The following is a 19,858-nucleotide window of genomic DNA, read 5'->3' as shown; positions in this document are numbered from 1 at the left end:
CGGCGGTCACCGGATGGTGTCTGCACCTGCCGGCGCTCAGAGCGTCGGCAGCAATTCCGGTGGATGGCTTTTCAGCGTCTGCCGCGCCTCGCGAAACTCCGGAAAGATCGATTCGACCGTTTGCCAGAAACGCGGGCTGTGATTCATCTCGCGCAGATGCGCAAGCTCGTGCGCGACCACGTAATCGATGATCGACATCGGGAAGTGAATCAGACGCCAGTTGAGGCGAATCTTGCCATCGCTGGAACAGCTTCCCCAGCGCGTCGCCGCCGACGACAACGCATACGCGCGATACGACACGCCCAGCCGTTCCGCATACACCGCCAGCCGCTCGCCGAAAATCCGCTTCGCCTCGCTTTGCAGCCAGCTTTGCACGCGGTCCTTGATCTGCTGCGGATCGGCTTGCAACGGCAGCGGCAACGCGAGCGCGGCAAGCTGTTCGTCGAATGCGACGACACCGCGCGGCGCGCCGAGCGACACCCGCACCGGCTTGCCCAGATACGGCACTTCCGCGCCGTCTTTCCAGTCGACTTTCGGCAGCGCGCGCTGTTCGACGCGCGTTTGCCATTCGGTGAGTTTCGTGAAAATCCAGCGCTGTTTTTCGGAGATCGCGGTTTCGATATCGGCGATCGTGACCCAGCGCGGCGCGGTGATCGTCAGGCCGCTGCTGTCGATCGCAAAGCCGATCGAACGACGCGCCGAGCGCTTGAGCTGATAGTGAAGTGTCTGCGGACCGAGCGTGACGCTGCGCAGTTTCGAGCCGTCCGGCGCGCGTGGCACGCCGTTGAAACCCGATGAGGTGCCAGGCTGCAACGGTTGCGATGCGAGGCCGGCGTGACTGGTTTGAGTGGTCTGGTTTGCCGGCGACGGCGTCGCCGCACCGGGCTCTGCGAAGAGCGGCAGATCGAGTTGCCGGCTATCGAGCGCCGCAGCGGGTTGCGACGTGGGAGACTTCTGCATCGGATTCGGCTTCGCGCAAAGGACGCCGGAGAGGGCGCGAGCGCGTCAGAGTGGCGCGGCGGCAGTACCGTCCGCAGCGCTGTACGCGGCAGGATCGATGCGGCGCATTTCGCTTTCGATCCACGTTTCGACGCGCGTGTTGACCTGGTCGGGCGTGAGTCCCGTCGTGTCGATCGGCTTGCCGATCGACACCGTGACTATACCCGCATATTTAAAAAAGGAGTTTCGCGGCCAGACGCGCCCGGCGTTGTGCGCGATCGGCACGACCGGCGCGCCGGTGGCCACCGCGAAACGTGCGCCGCCGGTCTTGTACTTGCCCTGGCGGCCGGTCGGTGTGCGCGTGCCTTCGGGAAACATGATCACCCATGCGCCGTCGGCCATCCGTTCCTTGCCTTGCCGCGTGACGGAATCGAACGCGTACTTGCCTTCTTTACGGTCGATGTGAACCATCTTCAGCAAACCCAGCGCCCAACCGAAGAACGGCACGTACAGCAGCTCGCGCTTGAACACGTAGCACAGCGGACGCGGCATCAGCGCCGGAAACGCCAGCGTTTCCCACGCCGATTGATGCTTCGACAGCAGCACGGCCGGACCGTCCGGCAGATTCTCCATGCCTTCGATCCGGTAGCGGATACCGTTCAGCCAGCGCACCACGTGCAGCGTCGCGCGGCACCAGCCTGCGGCCATCCAGTAACGGTTGGTCGCCCGCAGAAACGGAAAGGCGATGAAGCAGGCGGTCGCGTACGGAATGGTGAACACGACGAAGTAGATCAGCAGCAGCAGCGAACGAATGAAGCGCATCGGTGGTATCGCGGAGAGCGCGGCGGGTTCGCCGCGCAGGGTCAATCTGAGAGAACGGCGCGGTGGTCTCCTCGCGTCGTTCCTTGCCTGGTTCTTTATTTGGCTTCGGCAGGACCGGCCCGCTTCAGCTTTCAACTTTCAACGTTCAGCTTCGGTGCAGCGTCAATCCTGCCGGTCGGACAGGAAATCCAGCGCGAACGCACGCAGATCGTCGTGGACCCGCGTGCCTTCCGGCAGGTTGCCGCCCGCGAGCGTTTTCTTGCCCTTGCCCGTCAGCACCAGATGAACCGGATGACCGAGCGCGGCGCCTGCCTGAAGATCGCGCATCGCATCGCCCACTACCGGCGTATGCGAAGGATCGACCTCGAACCGCTCGGCGACCATCTTCAGCATGCCGGGCTTCGGCTTGCGACATTCGCAGTGATCTTCCGCCGTGTGCGGACAGAAGAACACCGCATCGATCCGGCCGCCGACCGCCGCCGCCATCTTGTGCATCTTCAGATGCATCGCGTTGAGCGCGGCCATGTCGAACAGGCCGCGGCCGATGCCCGATTGATTGGTCGCGATCGCGACGCGATAACCCGCCTGATTCAGCCGGGAAATCGCTTCGAGGCTGCCGGGCAGCGCGACCCATTCGTCGGGCGACTTGATGAACGCGTCGGAATCGACGTTGATCACACCGTCGCGATCGAGGATGACGACTTTCCTGGTACCCATGACTGGACGCTCAGGCGGCAAGCCGCGAAATGTCCGCGACGCAGTTCATCTGCTGATGCAGGGCACCGAGTAGCGCGAGACGGTTGGCGCGCAGCGCGGGATCTTCGGCGTTGACCATCACGTCGTTGAAGAAGGTGTCCACCGGTTCGCGCAATGCCGCGAGCGCGGTCAGCGCGCCGGTGTAGTCGCGCGCGGCCAGTTGGGTTTGCACGCGCGGCGCAACCTGTTCGAGCTGCGCGTACAGCGCCTTTTCAGCGGGTTCGATCAGCAACGCCACCTGCACGCCGCCGGTCGTCGCGCTTTCCGACTTCTTCAGGATGTTCGAGATACGCTTGTTGGCCGCAGCCAGCGACGCGCTTTCCGACAGCGCCGCGAATTCGCGTACCGCGTCCAGTCGCGCGACGATGTCGTCGAGGCGCGTCGGGTTCATCGCGAGAACCGCGTCGATTTCACCGGCCGCGTGGCCACGTTCGCGCAGCAGACCGCGCAGACGGTCCATACAGAATTCGTAGATGGCTTGCGTCGAATCGGTGACGTTCGGCACGTTCGCGAATTGTGCGTGCGCTGCGCGCAGCAGTTCGATCAGATCGACCGGCAAACGCTTTTCGACCAGAATCCGCAGCACGCCGAGCGCGTGACGGCGCAGCGCGAACGGATCTTTTTCGCCGGTAGGTTGCAGGCCGATGCCCCAGATGCCGACCAGCGTTTCGAGCTTGTCGGCCAGCGCGACGACCGTGCCGGTTGCCGTGGCCGGCAACGCGTCGCCGGAGAAACGCGGCTGGTAGTGCTCCGAACACGCGAGCGCGACTTCTTCCGGTTCGCCGTCGTGACGGGCGTAGTACGTGCCCATCGTGCCTTGCAGTTCCGGGAATTCACCGACCATGTCGGTGATCAGGTCGGCCTTCGCGAGACGTGCCGCACGCGTGGCGAGCGCGACGTCCGCGCCGGTCATCTGCGCGATCGCGCCGGCCAGCGCCTCCACGCGTTCGACGCGTTGCAGCGCCGAGCCGAGCTTGTTGTGATAGACGACGTTCGCGAGCTGCGGCACGCGGTCGGCGAGCGGGCGCTTCTTGTCCTGCTCGAAGAAGAACTTCGCGTCGGCGAGGCGCGGCCGCACCACGCGCTCGTTACCTTCGACGATATCGCCAGGCGTCTTCGTCTCGATGTTCGACACGATCAGGAAGCGCGAGCGCAGCTTGCCGTTCGCGTCGGTCAACGCGAAATACTTCTGGTTGGTCTGCATCGTCAGGATCAGGCATTCCTGCGGCACTTGCAGGAATTCGTCCTCGAAACGGCACGCGTACACCACCGGCCATTCGACCAGCGACGTCACTTCGTCGAGCAGCGAGTCCGGCATTACCACCTCGTCGCCGTCGGCTTGCGCGAGCAGATGCGTGCGGATGGTTTCCTTGCGGTCGATGAAGTTCGGCACCACGTGGCCCTTGTGCAGCAAGGTTTCCGCGTAAGCGTCAGCGTGCTGGATCTGCACGAAGCCTTCGGACAGGAAGCGATGGCCGAGGGTGGTGTCGTCGGCATCGACGCCGAGCGCGCTGACCGGCACGACTTCGTTGTCGTGCAGCACCGTCAGACGGTGCGCCGGACGCACGAACTGCACGTTGGTGCCGTCCGGGCGCTGATACGTCATCACCTTCGGGATAGGCAGCTTCGCCAGCGTTTCGTCGAGCGCGGCCTGCAGGCCGTCGGCGAGCGTCGCGCCCGGCGCCGCGTAGCGCAGGAAGAACGCTTCGGCCTTACCGTCGGACGCACGTTCGAGATCGTTCACCGTGAAGTCGGGGAAGCCGAGTGCAGCGAGCTTCTTCGCGAGCGGCGGCGTGGGCTGGCCGTCTTTATCCAGTGCGACCGACACCGGCAGCACTTTTTCGCGAACGTGTTTTTCCGGCGCGACCGCGCGCACGTTTTTGATCGTGACGGCGAGACGACGCGGCGTCGCATATCGTTCGAACGACGGTTCGCCTTCGATCAGATCGCGCGCGGCGAGGCGCTGCGCGATGCCTTCGGCGAATGCGTCACCGAGGCGCGCCAGCGCTTTCGGCGGCAGTTCCTCGGTCAGCAGTTCGACGAGCAGGGTGGCTTGTTTGGCTTGAGTCATGTGTTCGTGTTTCCGTCAGTCCGGATCGATCTTGCGTTCGACTTTCAGCGGCGGCGCCCAGGCCGGCTTCGCTGCGTCTTCCGCGTCGGTGGTGAGGCCGGGCACGCCGTGCACCGGATTGCCGAGCATCGGGAAGCCGAGCTTTTCGCGCGATTCGAAATACGCTTGCGCGACGAGGCGCGACAACGCGCGAATCCGGCCGATATACGCCGCGCGTTCCGTCACCGAGATCGCGCCGCGCGCGTCGAGCAGGTTGAACGTGTGACCTGCCTTGAGCACGAGTTCATAAGCGGGCAACGCGATCTGCGCGTCGATCATCTTCTTCGCTTCGGCTTCGTAGCTGTTGAAGAACGAGAACAGCAGATCGACGTTCGCGTGTTCGAAGTTGTACGTGGACTGCTCGACTTCGTTCTGGTGATACACGTCGCCGTAAGTCAGGCGACGCATTTCCGGGCCGTTCGGGCCGAGTTCTTCCCATTCGGTCCAGACGAGGTCGTACACGTTCTCGACCTTTTGCAGGTACATCGCGAGACGTTCGAGACCGTAGGTGATTTCGCCGAGCACCGGCTTGCAATCGAGACCGCCGACCTGCTGGAAGTACGTGAACTGCGTGACTTCCATGCCGTTCAGCCACACTTCCCAGCCGAGACCCCACGCGCCGAGCGTCGGGTTTTCCCAGTCGTCCTCGACGAAGCGCACGTCGTTCTGCTTCAGGTCGAAGCCGAGCGCTTCGAGCGAGCCGAGGTACAGGTCGAGGATGTTTTCCGGCGCGGGCTTCAGCACGACCTGGTACTGGTAGTAGTGCTGCAGACGGTTCGGGTTTTCGCCGTAACGGCCGTCTTTCGGACGACGCGACGGTTGCACGTAGGCGGCGCGCCACGGCTCGGGGCCGATTGCGCGCAGGAACGTGTGGACGTGGGACGTGCCGGCGCCGACTTCCATGTCGATCGGCTGAAGCAACGCGCAACCCTGCTTGTCCCAGTAGGATTGCAGCGTCAGGATGATTTGCTGAAACGTGAGCATGAGGTGCCTTTCGGGCAGGACGCGGCTCACGACACGGCTACGACGTCTTGAAGCCCGTCGATAACCGGCCGGTTGCGCAGCCTGGTGCTAAAACCGCTAATTTTACCGGATAGACGGTGCGTTGAGACTTTCGTGCGACGAGGCGGCGGCGGATATCGAATCCGTCGCCGTCGGCATTGCGGTTTATTGCGGCGTCGTTGCGGTTGCGCGCTTGCGGCGCGCGGGTCCGAACGCGAAGCCCACCGCCAGCAGAATCACCGAGATCGCCAGCACCGTGTTGTTGCCGCTCGTCACGTAAGGCGTGTTGCCGGACGTCCCTTGCACGGTGAGATCGAGCGAGCCGATCGTGAACGGCTTGAGGCGGCCGATCACGTTGCCGTGCGCGTCGATGGCGGCGGTCATGCCGGTGTTGGTGGCGCGCAGCATCGGGCGGCCGGTTTCGAGCGAGCGCATCCGCGCGATCTGCAGATGCTGGTCGAGCGCGATGGTGTCGCCGAACCACGCGAGGTTCGTTGAGTTGATCAGCACGCCCGGCGAGGTCGTGCTTTCGCGCACGGTCCGCGCGATTTCCTCGCCGAAAATGTCCTCGTAGCAGATGTCCACGGCGACCGGCTGGTTATGCACGAAGAACGGTTTCTGCACCGGCGCGCCGCGCGTGAAATCGCCCAGCGGGATGTTCATCAGGTTGACGAACCAGCGGAATCCCCACGGCACGAATTCGCCGAACGGCACCAGATGATGTTTGTCGTAGCGGTAGATGTCGTGCGAAGCGGGGTTCACGCCGAACAGGCTGTTCGTGTAGTTGACCAGACGGCCTTCCGGCGTGATGTCGCCGCCGATCGCGCCGAAGATGATCGACGTGCCGGTGGTATCGACGAAATTGCGGATCGCGGTGCCGAACGGCTGCGGCATGGCCTGGAACAGCACCGGAATCGCGGTTTCGGGCGTGACGATCAGGTCGGCGGGCTTCGATGTGATCATCTGCTGATATTGCGCGATGGCTGAATCCACACCCGATTGCTCGAACTTCATTTCCTGCTTCACGTTGCCTTGCAGCAGGCGCACGGTGAGCGGCGCATTCGCGGGCACCGTCCACGCGACCAGCGGCAGCAGCAGACCCGCCGCGATCATGCCGACGGCGAGCGCGGCCGGCACCACGAACGCGGTGCGTGCGCGCCACGCGCTCCACGCCTGCACCAGCAACGCCGCCGTCAACGCCAGCGCCCAACCGGCGCCGTACACGCCCGCTACCGGCGCGAAGCCCGCGAACGGACCGTCGACCTGCGCATAGCCGCTGGCGAGCCACGGAAAGCCGGTGAACACGAAGCCGCGCAGCCATTCGCCGATCGCCCATGCGCTCGCGAAAGCGAACGCGCCGTGCCACGTCGGCGCGAACGGCGTTGCTTCGCCGAGCGGACGGTTGCGTGCGTCACGCGCATTGCGTGCGTGTCCGGCGCAAAACGACCACACGAGCGCCGACAACGCCGGATAAACCGCGAGATACAGCGAAAACAGCACGAGCGCGGCACCGGCGAGCGGCGCGGCCATGCCGCCGTACTCGTGCATGCTGACGTACAGCCACCAGATGCCCGTGACGAAGTTGCCGAAGCCGAACGCGCCGCCGGTCAGCGCGGCGCTTTTCCAGCCGGTGGTGCGGGTGAGCCACGCGACGAAAAACGCGAAGATCGCGAGTTCGAGCCAGCCGCCATGCGGCGTCGGGGCGAACGACAGCGTGTTCGCCGCACCCGCGACCAGCGCGACGAGGTAATGCCAGCGCGGCAATGCGCGCGCGCGGACGGCGACGGTGGAATCGGTGGAACTGGCGGTTGCGTGGGCAGCGGTGCTCACGCCGCTGCGCGGACGGGAAGAGATCGGGTCGGCCATTGTTGCGCGGTCGGCGTGAGGAAGAGGAGGGAAGCGGCGCTCAGGTCTGAACGTGCTGGGCGGTGCGTTCGCGCTCGCCGGCGAGCGGATCGCGGCGGACCAGCAGCATATGAATTTGCCGCGCGTCGCCCCGCAGGATTTCGAAGATCAGGTCGTCGATTCGGACTTTTTCGCCGCGATGCGGCACGCGTCCGAAATGATGCGTGACCAGCCCGCCGATCGTGTCGTTTTCGTCGTCCGGGTAATGCGTGCCGAACGACTCGTTGAACTGTCCGATTTCGGTCAGTGCGCGCACGCGATACCGGCCGTCGGGCGACGCGATGATGTTGCCGCTTTCTTCGTCGAAATCGTATTCGTCTTCGATATCGCCGACGATCTGTTCGAGCACGTCTTCGATCGTGATCAGGCCCGCGACGCCGCCGTATTCATCGACCACGATGGCGATGTGATTGCGGTTGACGCGGAAGTCGTGCAGCAGCACGTTCAGGCGTTTCGACTCCGGGATGAACACGGCGGGGCGCAGCATGCCGCGCACGTCGAATTCCTCTTCCGCGTAGTAACGCAGCAGGTCTTTCGCGAGCAGAACGCCGATGATGTTGTCGCGATTGCCTTCGTACACCGGATAGCGCGAGTGCGCTTCTTCCAGCACGAACGGAATGAATTCTGCAGGGGTGTCGGCGATGTTGATCGCGTCCATCTGGGCGCGTGGCACCATGATGTCGCGTGCGCACAGCTCTGTGACCTGGAAAACGCCTTCGATCATCGACAGCGAATCTGCGTCGATCAGGTTGCGTTCATGCGCATCCTGGAGGATTTCCAGCAATTCGGCGCGCGAGTCGGGCTCGGGCGAGATGAAATCGGTCAAGCGTTCGAGAAGGGAGCGCTTTTCCTGAGGTTTGTCACTGGTCGAGCGTCGACTGGGATACGTGTCGTTCATGGTGTGGCGCCCGGCATGTCTGGGCGCGCTGTTACGGAGCGTTAAGGATACACCACGCACATGGCAGAACCTTGTCGGTTGGCCGTTTGGCCAAGGGCAGGATCGCGCCGCGGCGGCAGGCTTGGGTCAATCCTAACTGATCTGCGTGGCGAAGGTGTGGCGGAGCAAAAATGCGAAACGCGGTGCGGCGTACAGACGGCGGCGTCGCGCGAGGTTCCGGGCGCGGCGGTTTCGTCATTCCGCCTTGCAGCGTGCGAGCAGCGCTTCCAGCGCGCGATCGGGCATCCCGCTTTCGCGCAAGGCTTCGACGGTGCGGCTGACGTAATCGAGCGTGGTGCCGTAACGGCCGGTTGCGCAGCCCATCACGGTTTTGACGACTTCGTCGGTGAGTTTGCCGGTGTAGCTCGGCACATCGCGGCGCATCACGAACGCAAGCGCATCGACGCGCCGTCCGTCGGCGATCACGCACGGCAGCCACGCGGGACGGTACGAGCCCATCGCCATTTCGCGTCGCCACAGTGCCTCGAGATGCGGCATCGCGCCTTCGGCGGCCAGCCGGAAGGCGATGCCGCCGCACGAACCGCCGCGATCCAGCGCGAGCACCAGACCCGGCAACTCCGGCGTGCCGCGATTCACGCGCGACCACAGATACAGGCCGCGGTGATAGCCGTGCACCCGCGAGCGCACCGCTTCGAGCGTCGGCAGACCCGGGTTCCAGATCAGCGAGCCGTAACCGAACAGCCATAAATCGCGCCGACGGTCCCAATCGCGCAGCGTGTCGTCCAGCGACGCGCGCAATTCGTCGTCCGTCAGCATTCGCGATTCTTCGAACACGGGCGGATAACCCGCGCAGGTGCTGGGGCTCGGCGTGTCGCTGCGGTCGTCGGCTTCGGGAGAGCGTGCGTTCACGGGCGTTTGGGCGGAAGTGGACGAGTGACTACAGGATGGCTGAAACGCTTACGTCTGTTGATACGGATCGGGAAAACCGAGTTTCGCGAGAATCTCGGTTTCGATCGATTCCATTTCTTCGGCTTCGTCTTCTTCTTCGTGATCGTAACCCTGCGCGTGCAGGGTGCCGTGCACGAGCAGATGCGCGTAATGGCTGGCGAGCGGCTTGTTCTGCTCGGCGGCTTCTTTCTCGACCACCGGACAGCACAGGATCAGATCGCCCGTCACCGGATCGTCTTCGGATTCGGCGTAAGCGAAGGTCAGCACGTTGGTTGCGTAGTCTTTGCCGCGATATGTGCGGTTCAGCGTGCGACCTTCTTCTTCGTCGACGAAGCGCACGGTCAGTTCGCCGTCCGCGAACAGCGCGGCCTTGATCCAGCTCGCGACGGTCGCGCGCGGCAGCAGCGCCTTGTGTTCCGGCCACGTTTTCGCGGCCGGAAATTGCAGGTTGAGCGTCAGTTTTGGGGCAGCGGGCATGCTTTTGTTCAGGTTTTACGTTCTGTCGGCGAGATCCGCTCAGCGCGGATCGACATTGCCGGTTTTTGCCGAATGCGCGTCATACGCCTCGACGATACGCGCGACCAGCGGATGACGCACGACGTCGGCGCTGGTGAAACGCGTCAACGCGATACCGCGCACTTCCGACAATACATGCTGCGCCTCGACCAGCCCGCTCTTGTGACCGCGCGGCAAATCCACCTGGGTGGTGTCGCCGGTGACCACGGCCTTCGAGCCGAAACCGATCCGCGTCAGGAACATTTTCATCTGTTCGGGCGTGGTGTTCTGCGCCTCGTCGAGAATGATGAACGCGTGATTCAGCGTGCGGCCGCGCATATACGCGAGCGGCGCGATTTCGATCATCTGGCGCTCGAACATCTTCGCGGTCTTATCGAAACCGAGCAGGTCGTACAACGCGTCGTACAGCGGACGCAGATACGGATCGACCTTTTGCGCGAGATCGCCGGGCAGAAAACCGAGCCGCTCGCCGGCTTCCACCGCCGGACGCGTCAGCACGATCCGTTTGACTTGATCGCGCTCCAGCGCATCGACTGCGCATGCGACGGCCAGATACGTCTTGCCCGTACCCGCAGGTCCGATGCCGAACGTGACGTCGTGCGAAATGATCTGCTTCAGATACTCGCGTTGCGCAGGCGTGCGGCCACGCAGATCGGCCCGGCGCGTGTACAGCTTCGGACCGAGGTCTTCCGCGTCGAGGTCGCCGGTATCGGCCGGCTGGTCGAACGGATGATCGGGGTCGCCGCGAAAGCGCACGTCGAGCGTGTCGCCGTCTTGCCCGGCGCTTGTGCCGTTCGCGCCGCGCGGCCGCTGACGCGCCAGGTGGCGCGATTCAACCAGCGCAAGCTGGATATCGTCGAGCGACAGTGGGTCGCGCGCGTTGTTGTAGAAATTTTCCAGCGCCGTCAGCGCAAGCTTCGCGCCGCGACCGCGGATGCCGATACGGTGGCCGCGGCGTTGCAGCGTGACGTCGAGCGCCTGCTCGATCTGCCGCAAGTTTTCGTCGAGCGGGCCGCAGAGGTTGGCGAGCCGCGCGTTGTCTTCGCGCGGAGCGGTGAATTCCAGGTGCTGCTGAGTGGTCTTCAAGGCGGTCAGTCGATCCTGTCGGTTTCGATACGCTGAGTGGAAATTCAGTGCGTGGTGGCGGGTGCGCCGTCGTGCACCATCACGAGTTCGCCGCGCAGCGAGTGCGGGTACGCATGCACGATCTTTACATCGACCATCTGGCCGATCAGGCGCGCGTGCGAGCCGACCGGAGCCGGGAAATTCACCACGCGGTTGTTTTCGGTGCGGCCTGCGAGTTCGTTCGGGTCTTTGCGCGCCGGGCGTTCCACCAGAATACGCTCGACGTTACCAACCATCGATTCGCTGATGCGCAGCACGTTTGCTTCGATGGTGGCTTGCAGATGCTGCAGACGCTTGAGCTTCACTTCGCGCGGCGTGTCGTCGTGCAGGTTCGCCGCCGGCGTGCCGGGACGCGGGCTGTAGATGAACGAGAAACTGGTGTCGTACGACATGTCGTGAACCAGCGCCATCATCTTGTCGAAATCTTCGTCGGTCTCGCCGGGGAAGCCGACGATCATGTCCGTGGACAGCGACAGGTCCGGGCGGATCGCGCGCAGCTTGCGAATCACCGACTTGTATTCGAGCACCGTGTAGCCGCGTTTCATCGCCATCAGGATGCGGTCGGAGCCGTGCTGGACCGGCAGATGCAAATGGCTGACGAGCTTCGGCACCTTTGCGTAGGTGTCGATCAGACGCTGCGTGAATTCCTTCGGATGCGACGTGGTGTAGCGAATCCGTTCGATGCCCGGAATTTCCGCGACGTATTCGATCAACGTGGCGAAGTCGGCGATTTCCGACGACCCGAGCGTCAGCGCGCCACGGAAAGCGTTCACGTTCTGACCGAGCAGCGTGACTTCACGCACGCCCTGATCGGCGAGACCGGCGACTTCCGTCAGTACGTCGTCGAGCGGACGCGAGACTTCTTCGCCGCGCGTGTAGGGCACCACGCAATAGCTGCAGTACTTGCTGCAACCTTCCATGATCGACACGAACGCGCTCGGACCATCGACGCGCGCGGGCGGCAGATGGTCGAACTTTTCGATTTCCGGGAACGAGATATCGACTTGCGGGCGGCCGGTTTCACGGCGCTTGTCGATCATTTGCGGCAGACGATGCAGCGTTTGCGGACCGAACACGAGATCCACATACGGCGCGCGCGACACGATCGACGCGCCTTCCTGGCTCGCCACGCAACCACCGACGCCGATGATCAGGTTCGGATTGGCTTCCTTCAGTTCGCGCACACGGCCGAGGTCGGAGAAGACTTTTTCCTGCGCTTTTTCGCGCACCGAGCAGGTGTTGAACAGGATCACGTCGGCATCTTCCGGCGTGTCGGTCTTGACGAGGCCTTCCGCCGCGCCGAGTACGTCGACCATCTTGTCGGAGTCGTACTCGTTCATCTGGCAGCCGAAGGTCTTTACGTAAACTTTTTTGGTCATCGTGGGGTCGCCGGTCGCAGTGGTTAATCTGGGGGCGTCGGTAATAGTAGGGAAAGGCGAATTATAGCCCTTGATGCGCCGCCGTTCCGGACGCGGGACGAAGCTGCGGCAAGCCCAGCAACGCTTCCAGTTCGTCCGAAACCTGCGCGAAGCGCGCGCTCAGAAAATCGAGCAGAACCCGCACGCGCGGCGCCATGAAGTGATTGCGGTGATACAGCGCGTGCAACGGCGCGTCGGGATAACGCCATTCGGGCAGCAGCACTTTCAGGCCGTCGCTGCGCAGATCGGCTTCGATATCCCACATCGATTTGACGACGATGCCGTAGCCGCGCAACGCCCATTCGCGCGCAACCGCGCCGTCGTTGGTTTCGCGCGCGGCGTCGAGCGGCACGGTGAAGGTCTGCACGTCGTCGCCGCGCGTGAAGCGCCATTCGTTGACGGGGCCGGATGCGGTCCCGAGCACGATGCAACGAAACCGCGCCAGATCACGCGGTTCGGTGGGTTCACCGTATTTCGCGATGTATTCCGGCGACGCGCACACGACCCGCCGGTTCGGCGCCAGCGGCCGCGCGACCAGCGAACTGTCCTGCGGCACGCCGAAGCGGATCGCCAGATCGATGTCTTCCTGCACCAGATTCGACAGCGAATCCGACAGCGTCAGCGCAAACGTGACATCAGGATAGTGAACGTTGAACTCGTCGAGCCAGTGCATCAGCAGATTGCGGCCGAAATCCGAGGTGGCGGAAATCCGCACCTTGCCGCGCACGAGGTTCTGGCCGGCTTGCAGCGCGGCTTCCGCGTCGTCGAGCGATTGCAGCGCCTGGCGGCAGCACGTCACGTACAGACGGCCTTCGTCGGTGAGCCGCAATTGTCGCGTGGTGCGCTCGAACAGCCGCGTTTTCAGCCGGGCTTCGAGCTTGCCGAGCCGCGCGCTCGCGGCCGCGGGCGTCAAGCCCAGCTTGCGCCCGGCCGCCGACAGACTGCCAAGCTGCGCCGCTTCGACGAACAGCCGGATGTCGCCGAGATTGTCCATGGCCATTTGCTACAAAAATTTGATAATGATTCAAATGCTACGCCAATTATCAAATCGATGAGGGTTCGGGACAATGCGAACCGTTGAAATCACCTCGGCACGGCGGCACGCCGGACCTCAAGCCATGTATCTCGATCACGCAACCATCGTCACACCCGATCTCGACTCGACCCGGCGCTTTTTCGTCGATATCGCCGGGCTCGAGGCGGGCGCGCGGCCGCCGTTCGGGATTGCGGGCGACTGGCTGTATGCGAACGGCCGCGCGGTGATCCATCTCGTCGACGCGACGATTCCGGCGCAAACCGGACGCAGCGTGCCGCGGATCGATCACATCGCGTTCCGGATCGACACGCGCCACGCATGGGACGCACTGCTGTCGCGTCTCGACGGGGCGCGGGTCCGCTACCAGATCGCCGAGGTGCCGCTCAGCGGCGAAATTCAAGTGTTCGTCGCGCTGGCCCCGGGCGTTGTCGTCGAATTCGTGACGGCGCTCGACTATCCACGCGACCCGCATCAACCGATATCCGGAGAGTGACATGCCAATTCCTTTACTTGCGCTGGCGATCAGCGCGTTTGCCATCGGCACGACCGAGTTCGTGATCATGGGTCTGTTGCCCGAAGTCGCGCGCGATCTCAGCGTGACGATTCCTTCCGCAGGCCTGCTGGTCAGCGGCTACGCGCTCGGCGTTGCCGTCGGCGCGCCGTTGCTGGCCGTGCTCACCAGCAAGATGCCGCGCAAGCTCGCGCTGCAATTGCTGATGGGCGTGTTTATCGTCGGCAACGTGCTGTGCGCGATTGCGTCGGACTATTCGGTGCTGATGATCGCGCGGGTTGTCACGTCGTTCGCGCACGGTTCGTTCTTCGGGATCGGCGCGGTGGTCGCGGCGTCGCTGGTGCCGCAGGAAAAGCGCGCCAGCGCGATCGCGCTGATGTTCACCGGCCTGACGCTTGCCAACGTGCTGGGCGTGCCGTTCGGCACGTTTATCGGCCAGCAGTTCGGCTGGCGCATGGCGTTCTGGATCGTCGCCGGGCTGGGCGTGCTGTCGCTCGCCGGCGTCACCGCGCTGGTGCCGAACCGGCACGACACGGGCCCGGTCGGCCTCGGCCACGAAGTGCGCGTGCTGAAGGACGTACAGGTCTGGCTCGCGCTGATGATGACGGTGCTCGGCTTCGGCGGCGTGTTCGTCGTGTTCACCTACATCGCGCCGATTCTCGAGCAGGTCAGCGGTTTCACGCCGCATGGCGTCACGCTGGTTCTGGTGCTGTTCGGTGTCGGCCTGACGGTGGGCAACACGGTCGGCGGCAAGCTCGCCGATCGGGCGCTGATGCCTTCGCTGATGGGCATTCTGATCGCGCTTGCGGTGGTGATGGCGGTCTTCGCGCGCACCAGTCACTCGCAGATCGCGGCGGCGGTGACGATTTTCGTGTGGGGCGTCGCCGCTTTCGCGACCGTGCCGCCGCTGCAGATGCGCGTCGTCGAGAAGGCGAGTGCGGCGCCGAATCTGGCTTCGACGCTCAATATCGGCGCGTTCAACGTGGGCAATGCGGCGGGCGCGTGGCTCGGCGGTCTCGCGATCGATCGCGGTCTGGGCCTCGATGCATTGCCGTGGGTTGCGGCGGCGGTGACGATTGCCGCGCTGATCGTCACGTGGATCGCGTCGAGAATGGACGCACCCGCGCGCATCGTCCAGCAACGTGCGTGACGTGTGAGTGGTGAGTTGCCGCGAACCTGAGCGCGAATGAAATGCCGCGCCCGCATCGCAGATGCTGTCCTCTGCAATGCTGATAACAGTGTGAAGATAACTTCGTTGGGCGCAGCGAATCCCGATGCTATGTTGGCTCCACTTACCTGAATGCGCCGTCCGGCGGCGCGATTGGAGGCCGTCATGCATTCCCCGCTTGCGCTGGTTCGCGATCCGTCCGCACGGCACGCGCCGGACCTGAATCACCCGAACGATTCGTCCGATGCCTTCCGTGCCACGGATTCGCTCGACGCGCTCGAACATCAGGTCGGCATCAATCTGGCGCGTTTGCGCGCCGAACGGCAGTTGTCGCTCGATGCGCTGGCGCGCGCGTCCGGCGTGTCGCGGGCGATGCTCGCGCAGATCGAATCGGCTCGCAGCGTGCCGTCCATCAAGGTGCTGTGCAAGGTGGCGGCGGCGTTGAAGGTATCGGTGGCGGCGTTCTTGCGGCGACACGCGCTCAACGGAATCGAACATCTTCCCGCCGATCGCGCGTCGCGCGTCGTCAGTGCAAACGGTCTGTATTCGGCGCGCGCGCTGTATCCGGAAGCCGAACCGCGCGCCGCCGAGTTCCACGAACTGCGGATCGCCGCATTGCACACGGAGCCGGGCATTCGACGCGCGCCCGGCACGACGGTGAACCTCGTGGTCAGCGAAGGAACACTCGAAATCAGCGTGCACGATCGGCGGCAACTGCTCGCGACCGGCGACGCGATCGTCTTCGACGCCGACCAGCCGCATAGCTTTCGCAATCCCGGCGACACCGAAGCCCGTGCGTTTCGTGTGACGCTCAATGCGGAAACGCCGCCGCGTTGGGACGTGCCGCACGACACCGCGCGTCAGACCGAACCGGTCTAGCGCGTCAGTCTGTCTGACGGACCGGCAATGACCGTCAGAAAGTTTTGCTGCACTGCGCGCGCCGCGTAGCTGTTGTATGCTTCACCCGCCGGAATTTTCCGGCATCAGTGCGTCTTCAGGGCGGGGCGAAATTCCCCACCGGCGGTATGCCGGCAGCGCGAACAGCGTTAGCCGACGAGCCCGCGAGCGCTCGCGTCGAATCTGTTCCGGTAGTCGAGGAACGCGCGGGGTCAGCAGATCTGGTGAAATGCCAGAGCCGACGGTCAGAGTCCGGATGGAAGAAGATGTGCAGATAGTCATGTCCGTTCCGGACCGGCTTGCCTGCTCGATGAGGCAACCATGAGTGCGTGCCGCCACGAGCGGTGCGTGCGCGTCCGAACGCGTTCTGTCTGTTTGCAATGCCCTGAAACGTTTCTCGCCAACTTCTTGCGATGAGCGTTTCACATGTCAGCTGTCAATCAAACCGCTAGCCCGATTCACGCCTTTCCGGCCCCTACGACGATCGCCGACGACGCGTTCGCCGATCTCCCGCTGCTCGCCACCGAAGCCGTTCCGCCACGCATCGCCGCCGCGTTGCAAGCGATGCGCGAAGGCCGCGCCGTCGTATTGCAAGACGACCACGACCGCGAAAACGAAGCCGATCTGATCGTCTCCGCCGAACGGATGAGCGTCGAAACGATGGCGCTGTTTATCCGCGAATGCAGCGGGATCGTGTGTCTGTGCCTGCCGGATTCGAAAGTCCGCGCGCTGGAATTGCCGCCGATGACCGTCAACAACGAAGCGCGTCACGGCACCGGTTTCACGGTGTCGATCGAAGCGCGCGAAGGCGTGACCACCGGCGTGTCCGCCGTCGACCGTCTGACGACGATCCGCGCCGCGATCGCCGACAACGCAAAACCTGCCGATATCGTGCGTCCCGGTCACGTGTTCCCGTTGCGGGCGATGCCCGGCGGCGTGCTCGCGCGACGCGGCCACACCGAAGGCACGGTCGATCTCGCGATTCTCGCGGGCTTGCAACCGGCCGGCGTGCTGTGCGAACTGATGAACGCCGACGGCACGATGACGCGCGGCGCGGACGTCGAGCGCTTCGCCGCGCAACACAATATGCCGATGCTGACGATCGCGGAACTGGTTGAGTTCCGTCAGGCGCTGGCGGCGGCGCGCGAAGAGTGCACGAGCGCCGCCTGAGCGGCTGTGTGACGACGCATCGCGACACCGCTCGCGCGGTGTCGCGCACAAACAGAAACGGCGTGCCATGTTCGGGCACGCCGTTTTTTTATGGCCTGGGCAAACGCGCTCAGGACTGCACGTCGCCGAATTCGCCACGCATGCCCGCTTCGATCAGCGCGGGCAATTCGTCCATGTGCTGCATGATCCGCGTGATGCCCATCTTGCGCAGCGCGTCGGCGTATCCGTCCGGAATATGGCTCGCGCCGACGAACGCAATCGTCTTCATGCCGGCCGCGCGCGCCGCGTTCAGGCCCGCCACGCTGTCTTCGACGACGATGCAGCGCGCCGGCTCGACGCCCAGTTGCTGCGCAGCAAACAGATACACGTCCGGGTACGGCTTCGGACGCGCGACCTGTTCCGCGCTGAACACGCGCTCGCCGAAAATCTCCTGAAGCCCGGCGCGCTTGACCGACGCGCGCACGCGGGTCATCCGGCTGTTCGACACGACCGCGGCGGGCAGCGTCACGCGTTGCAGCGCCGCGCGCACACCGCCGATCGCGCTCAACGACGACGCGAGCGCGACCTCGACGTTTTGCTCGATGGTGCTGAGGAAGTCGGCGGGGAGTGTGAGATTGAACGTGGTTTCGATGCCTTCGAGAAAACGCGAGGTCTGCTGACCGAACGCGGTTTTGACGACGGGCGCGAAATCGACGCCGGGAAACGTCGTGGAAAGCGTGTCGAGCATCACGTGATCGGCGATGACTTCGCTGTCGACGAGCACGCCGTCACAGTCGCAAATGAGGTGGTCGAGCATGGGCAGAGCAAGGAAAGCAGAATGGGAAACCGGCGTGGGCCGCGGCGCTCGGCGCGCGTCCGGCCCGCGCCGGTCGAAACGTCATGATACGTGCTTTGCCGTTTCGTCTCAGTGCACGTGCGTGTTGAAAAGCGTCGCCGCCGATCCGCCCATCAGCGGACCGCAAAAAGGAATCCATGCGTCGGGCCGGTCAATACAACCATCGCCGTGCCGATGAATTCGGCAATATAAGGTGGTATCGATCCAGTCTTCCAGGTGTGTCGTTCTGTACGCCGCTCAGGGCGTATCGGCCCACGCTTTGGCCGCTCGGATCGCGCGATGCCAGCCGTCGAGGCATTGCGCGACGTCGGCGGGTTCGGCGCCCGGCTGAAAGCGGCGGTCGAGTTTCCACTGGCTTTTCAGTTCATCGACGTCTTTCCAGTAGCCGACTGCCAGTCCGGCCAGATAGGCCGCGCCGAGCGCGGTGGTTTCCGCCACTTTCGGCCGCACGGCATCGACGCCGAGAATGTCGGCCTGGAATTGCATCAGCAGATTATTCGCGCACGCGCCGCCGTCGACGCGCAGTTCGCCGATCCGGATGCCCGAGTCGGCTTCCATCGCCTTCAGCACGTCGAGCGATTGATACGCGATCGAATCGAGCGCGGCGCGCGCGATATGCGCGTCGGTCGTGCCGCGCGTGACGCCGAACAGCGTGCCGCGTGCGCGTGCGTTCCAGTGCGGCGCGCCGAGTCCGGCGAAGGCGGGCACCAGATACACGCCGTCGCAATGCGGGACCGTGCGCGCAAGCGTTTCGATGTCCGACGCGCTGCGAATGATGCCGAGCCCGTCGCGCAGCCATTGCACGACCGCACCCGCGATAAAGATGCTGCCTTCGAGCGCGTAATTGACCTGATCGCCGATTTTCCAGGCAATCGTCGTAACCAGATTGTTATTCGATTCGATCGGCGTGTCGCCGGTGTTCATCACGAGAAAGCAGCCGGTGCCGTAGGTGTTTTTCACCATGCCGGATTCCGTGCACATCTGGCCGAACAGCGCCGCGTGCTGATCGCCGGCAATGCCCGCGAGCGGGATCTTCGACGCGAACACCGTGGTCTTGGTCGGGCCGTACACTTCCGACGACGCGCGCACTTCCGGCAACATGCTGCGCGGAATGTCGAGTGCGTCGAGCAGTTCGTCGTCCCATTGCAGCGTGTGGATGTTGAACAGCATCGTGCGCGATGCGTTGGTGACGTCGGTGATGTGCAGGCCGCCTTTGGTGAAATTCCACACCAGCCAGCTATCGACGGTGCCGAACGCGAGACGGCCCTGGTTCGCTTTTTCGCGTGCGCCTTCGACGTTGTCGAGAATCCAGCGGATCTTGGTCGCGGAGAAATACGAGTCGATCGGCAGGCCGGTCTTGGCGCGCACCGTGTCTTCGAGCCCTTGCGCTTTCAGCTGATCGCAGAAGTCGGCGGTGCGGCGGTCTTGCCAGACGATCGCGTTGTAGACCGGATGGCCGGTTTCGCGGTCCCACACGACCGTGGTTTCGCGCTGGTTGGTGATGCCGATCGCCGCGATCGACGTGCCGTTCATGCCGGCGCGCGTGACGGCTTCGGCGGCGACGCCCGCCTGCGTGGACCAGATTTCCAGCGGATCGTGCTCGACCCAACCCGGTCGCGGATAGATCTGCTGAAATTCCTTCTGCGCGGTCGAGACCACGTTCCCCGCGCGATCGAACAGCATCGCGCGTGAACTCGTCGTGCCCTGATCGAGCGCGAGAATGTACTGATCCTGCATTGTCTCTTCTCCATGTTTTATAAAAAGCCGCCGCCGGCTGCTGGCCTGCAGAACGGCGGCGTCGA

At 64.1% G+C, this 19,858-nt stretch carries 18 protein-coding genes and 1 riboswitch; of the genes, 4 read left to right on the top strand and 14 right to left on the bottom strand.

All coding sequences use genetic code 11. From position 1 onward, the window contains the following. Positions 1–36: 36 nt before the first annotated feature. From PW947_RS03570 to PW947_RS03515, 12 genes are all read right to left on the bottom strand, one after another. Positions 37–960, bottom strand: a complete 924-nt coding sequence (locus tag PW947_RS03570; protein ID WP_299629695.1) for a SprT family zinc-dependent metalloprotease — start codon at positions 958–960, stop codon at positions 37–39. 45 nt (positions 961–1,005) lie between these two features. Next, a complete protein-coding gene (locus PW947_RS03565) occupies positions 1,006–1,761 on the bottom strand; it encodes a lysophospholipid acyltransferase family protein (protein WP_299629694.1) in 756 nt (251 codons plus the stop codon). A gap of 162 nt (positions 1,762–1,923) precedes the next feature. Beyond that, a complete protein-coding gene (gmhB, locus tag PW947_RS03560) occupies positions 1,924–2,478 on the bottom strand; it encodes a D-glycero-beta-D-manno-heptose 1,7-bisphosphate 7-phosphatase (RefSeq protein ID WP_299629693.1) in 555 nt (184 codons plus the stop codon). A gap of 10 nt (positions 2,479–2,488) precedes the next feature. After that, positions 2,489–4,588 (bottom strand): glycine--tRNA ligase subunit beta, encoded by a 2,100-nt coding sequence (gene glyS / locus PW947_RS03555; RefSeq protein ID WP_299629692.1) that lies wholly within the window; start codon positions 4,586–4,588, stop codon positions 2,489–2,491. 15 nt (positions 4,589–4,603) lie between these two features. Next, on the bottom strand, positions 4,604–5,611 hold the full coding sequence (gene glyQ / locus PW947_RS03550; protein WP_299629691.1) for a glycine--tRNA ligase subunit alpha: 1,008 nt from the start codon (positions 5,609–5,611) through the stop codon (positions 4,604–4,606). A gap of 183 nt (positions 5,612–5,794) precedes the next feature. After that, a complete protein-coding gene (lnt, locus tag PW947_RS03545) occupies positions 5,795–7,495 on the bottom strand; it encodes an apolipoprotein N-acyltransferase (protein ID WP_299629690.1) in 1,701 nt (566 codons plus the stop codon). Positions 7,496–7,535: 40 nt separating this feature from the next. Then, positions 7,536–8,432 carry a transporter associated domain-containing protein gene (locus PW947_RS03540; protein ID WP_299629689.1) on the bottom strand — a complete coding sequence of 299 codons (897 nt, stop codon included), beginning with the start codon at positions 8,430–8,432 and terminating at the stop codon, positions 7,536–7,538. A 234-nt stretch (positions 8,433–8,666) separates the two neighbouring features. After that, a complete protein-coding gene (locus tag PW947_RS03535) occupies positions 8,667–9,341 on the bottom strand; it encodes a gamma-glutamylcyclotransferase (RefSeq protein ID WP_299629688.1) in 675 nt (224 codons plus the stop codon). Positions 9,342–9,389: 48 nt separating this feature from the next. Beyond that, positions 9,390–9,857: an rRNA maturation RNase YbeY gene (gene ybeY, locus PW947_RS03530; RefSeq protein ID WP_299629687.1), complete on the bottom strand. Its 468-nt coding sequence runs from the start codon at positions 9,855–9,857 to the stop codon at positions 9,390–9,392. Positions 9,858–9,896: 39 nt separating this feature from the next. Next, complete coding sequence (locus PW947_RS03525) at positions 9,897–10,982, bottom strand: PhoH family protein (RefSeq protein ID WP_299629686.1); 1,086 nt, start codon at positions 10,980–10,982, stop codon at positions 9,897–9,899. Between the two features lie 44 nt (positions 10,983–11,026). Then, positions 11,027–12,400, bottom strand: a complete 1,374-nt coding sequence (miaB, locus tag PW947_RS03520) for a tRNA (N6-isopentenyl adenosine(37)-C2)-methylthiotransferase MiaB (protein ID WP_299629685.1) — start codon at positions 12,398–12,400, stop codon at positions 11,027–11,029. Positions 12,401–12,461: 61 nt separating this feature from the next. Then, entirely contained in the window at positions 12,462–13,433 is a 972-nt protein-coding gene (locus tag PW947_RS03515; protein WP_299629684.1) for a LysR family transcriptional regulator, read from the bottom strand. Between the two features lie 124 nt (positions 13,434–13,557). Between PW947_RS03515 and PW947_RS03510 the strand changes: the two genes are divergently transcribed. The 4 genes from PW947_RS03510 (at position 13,558) to ribB (ending at position 17,221) form a co-directional block, all read left to right on the top strand. Beyond that, positions 13,558–13,968 (top strand): VOC family protein, encoded by a 411-nt coding sequence (locus tag PW947_RS03510; protein ID WP_299629683.1) that lies wholly within the window; start codon positions 13,558–13,560, stop codon positions 13,966–13,968. Position 13,969: 1 nt separating this feature from the next. Next, the gene (locus PW947_RS03505) at positions 13,970–15,136 is read left to right on the top strand and encodes an MFS transporter (RefSeq protein WP_299629682.1); all 1,167 of its coding nucleotides are present in this window, start codon (positions 13,970–13,972) and stop codon (positions 15,134–15,136) included. 183 nt (positions 15,137–15,319) lie between these two features. Next, on the top strand, positions 15,320–16,033 hold the full coding sequence (locus PW947_RS03500) for an XRE family transcriptional regulator (RefSeq protein WP_299629681.1): 714 nt from the start codon (positions 15,320–15,322) through the stop codon (positions 16,031–16,033). Positions 16,034–16,140: 107 nt separating this feature from the next. Next, a riboswitch (FMN riboswitch) is annotated at positions 16,141–16,323 on the top strand. A 154-nt stretch (positions 16,324–16,477) separates the two neighbouring features. Continuing rightward, positions 16,478–17,221, top strand: a complete 744-nt coding sequence (gene ribB, locus PW947_RS03495; protein WP_299629680.1) for a 3,4-dihydroxy-2-butanone-4-phosphate synthase — start codon at positions 16,478–16,480, stop codon at positions 17,219–17,221. A gap of 109 nt (positions 17,222–17,330) precedes the next feature. Here ribB and PW947_RS03490 read toward each other — a convergent pair whose 3' ends face one another. Both PW947_RS03490 and glpK read right to left on the bottom strand, forming a co-directional pair. Then, positions 17,331–18,017: an HAD family hydrolase gene (locus tag PW947_RS03490; protein ID WP_299629679.1), complete on the bottom strand. Its 687-nt coding sequence runs from the start codon at positions 18,015–18,017 to the stop codon at positions 17,331–17,333. A gap of 276 nt (positions 18,018–18,293) precedes the next feature. Then, a complete protein-coding gene (gene glpK, locus PW947_RS03485; RefSeq protein ID WP_299629678.1) occupies positions 18,294–19,793 on the bottom strand; it encodes a glycerol kinase GlpK in 1,500 nt (499 codons plus the stop codon). Positions 19,794–19,858: the final 65 nt, after the last annotated feature.

Source organism: Paraburkholderia sp. (assembly GCF_028283785.1).
GTDB lineage: Bacteria > Pseudomonadota > Gammaproteobacteria > Burkholderiales > Burkholderiaceae > Paraburkholderia.
This window is presented reverse-complemented; position numbering and strand designations above follow the sequence as displayed.

Coding starts and splice junctions, on each gene's coding strand:
- PW947_RS03570 (WP_299629695.1), bottom strand. CDS start 960: ATGCAGAAGTCTCCCACGTCGCAACCCGCTGCGGCGCTCGATAGCCGG.
- PW947_RS03565 (WP_299629694.1), bottom strand. CDS start 1,761: ATGCGCTTCATTCGTTCGCTGCTGCTGCTGATCTACTTCGTCGTGTTC.
- gmhB (WP_299629693.1), bottom strand. CDS start 2,478: ATGGGTACCAGGAAAGTCGTCATCCTCGATCGCGACGGTGTGATCAAC.
- glyS (WP_299629692.1), bottom strand. CDS start 4,588: ATGACTCAAGCCAAACAAGCCACCCTGCTCGTCGAACTGCTGACCGAG.
- glyQ (WP_299629691.1), bottom strand. CDS start 5,611: ATGCTCACGTTTCAGCAAATCATCCTGACGCTGCAATCCTACTGGGAC.
- lnt (WP_299629690.1), bottom strand. CDS start 7,495: ATGGCCGACCCGATCTCTTCCCGTCCGCGCAGCGGCGTGAGCACCGCT.
- PW947_RS03540 (WP_299629689.1), bottom strand. CDS start 8,432: ATGAACGACACGTATCCCAGTCGACGCTCGACCAGTGACAAACCTCAG.
- ybeY (WP_299629687.1), bottom strand. CDS start 9,857: ATGCCCGCTGCCCCAAAACTGACGCTCAACCTGCAATTTCCGGCCGCG.
- miaB (WP_299629685.1), bottom strand. CDS start 12,400: ATGACCAAAAAAGTTTACGTAAAGACCTTCGGCTGCCAGATGAACGAG.
- PW947_RS03515 (WP_299629684.1), bottom strand. CDS start 13,433: ATGGACAATCTCGGCGACATCCGGCTGTTCGTCGAAGCGGCGCAGCTT.
- PW947_RS03510 (WP_299629683.1), top strand. CDS start 13,558: ATGTATCTCGATCACGCAACCATCGTCACACCCGATCTCGACTCGACC.
- PW947_RS03505 (WP_299629682.1), top strand. CDS start 13,970: ATGCCAATTCCTTTACTTGCGCTGGCGATCAGCGCGTTTGCCATCGGC.
- PW947_RS03500 (WP_299629681.1), top strand. CDS start 15,320: ATGCATTCCCCGCTTGCGCTGGTTCGCGATCCGTCCGCACGGCACGCG.
- ribB (WP_299629680.1), top strand. CDS start 16,478: ATGTCAGCTGTCAATCAAACCGCTAGCCCGATTCACGCCTTTCCGGCC.
- PW947_RS03490 (WP_299629679.1), bottom strand. CDS start 18,017: ATGCTCGACCACCTCATTTGCGACTGTGACGGCGTGCTCGTCGACAGC.
- glpK (WP_299629678.1), bottom strand. CDS start 19,793: ATGCAGGATCAGTACATTCTCGCGCTCGATCAGGGCACGACGAGTTCA.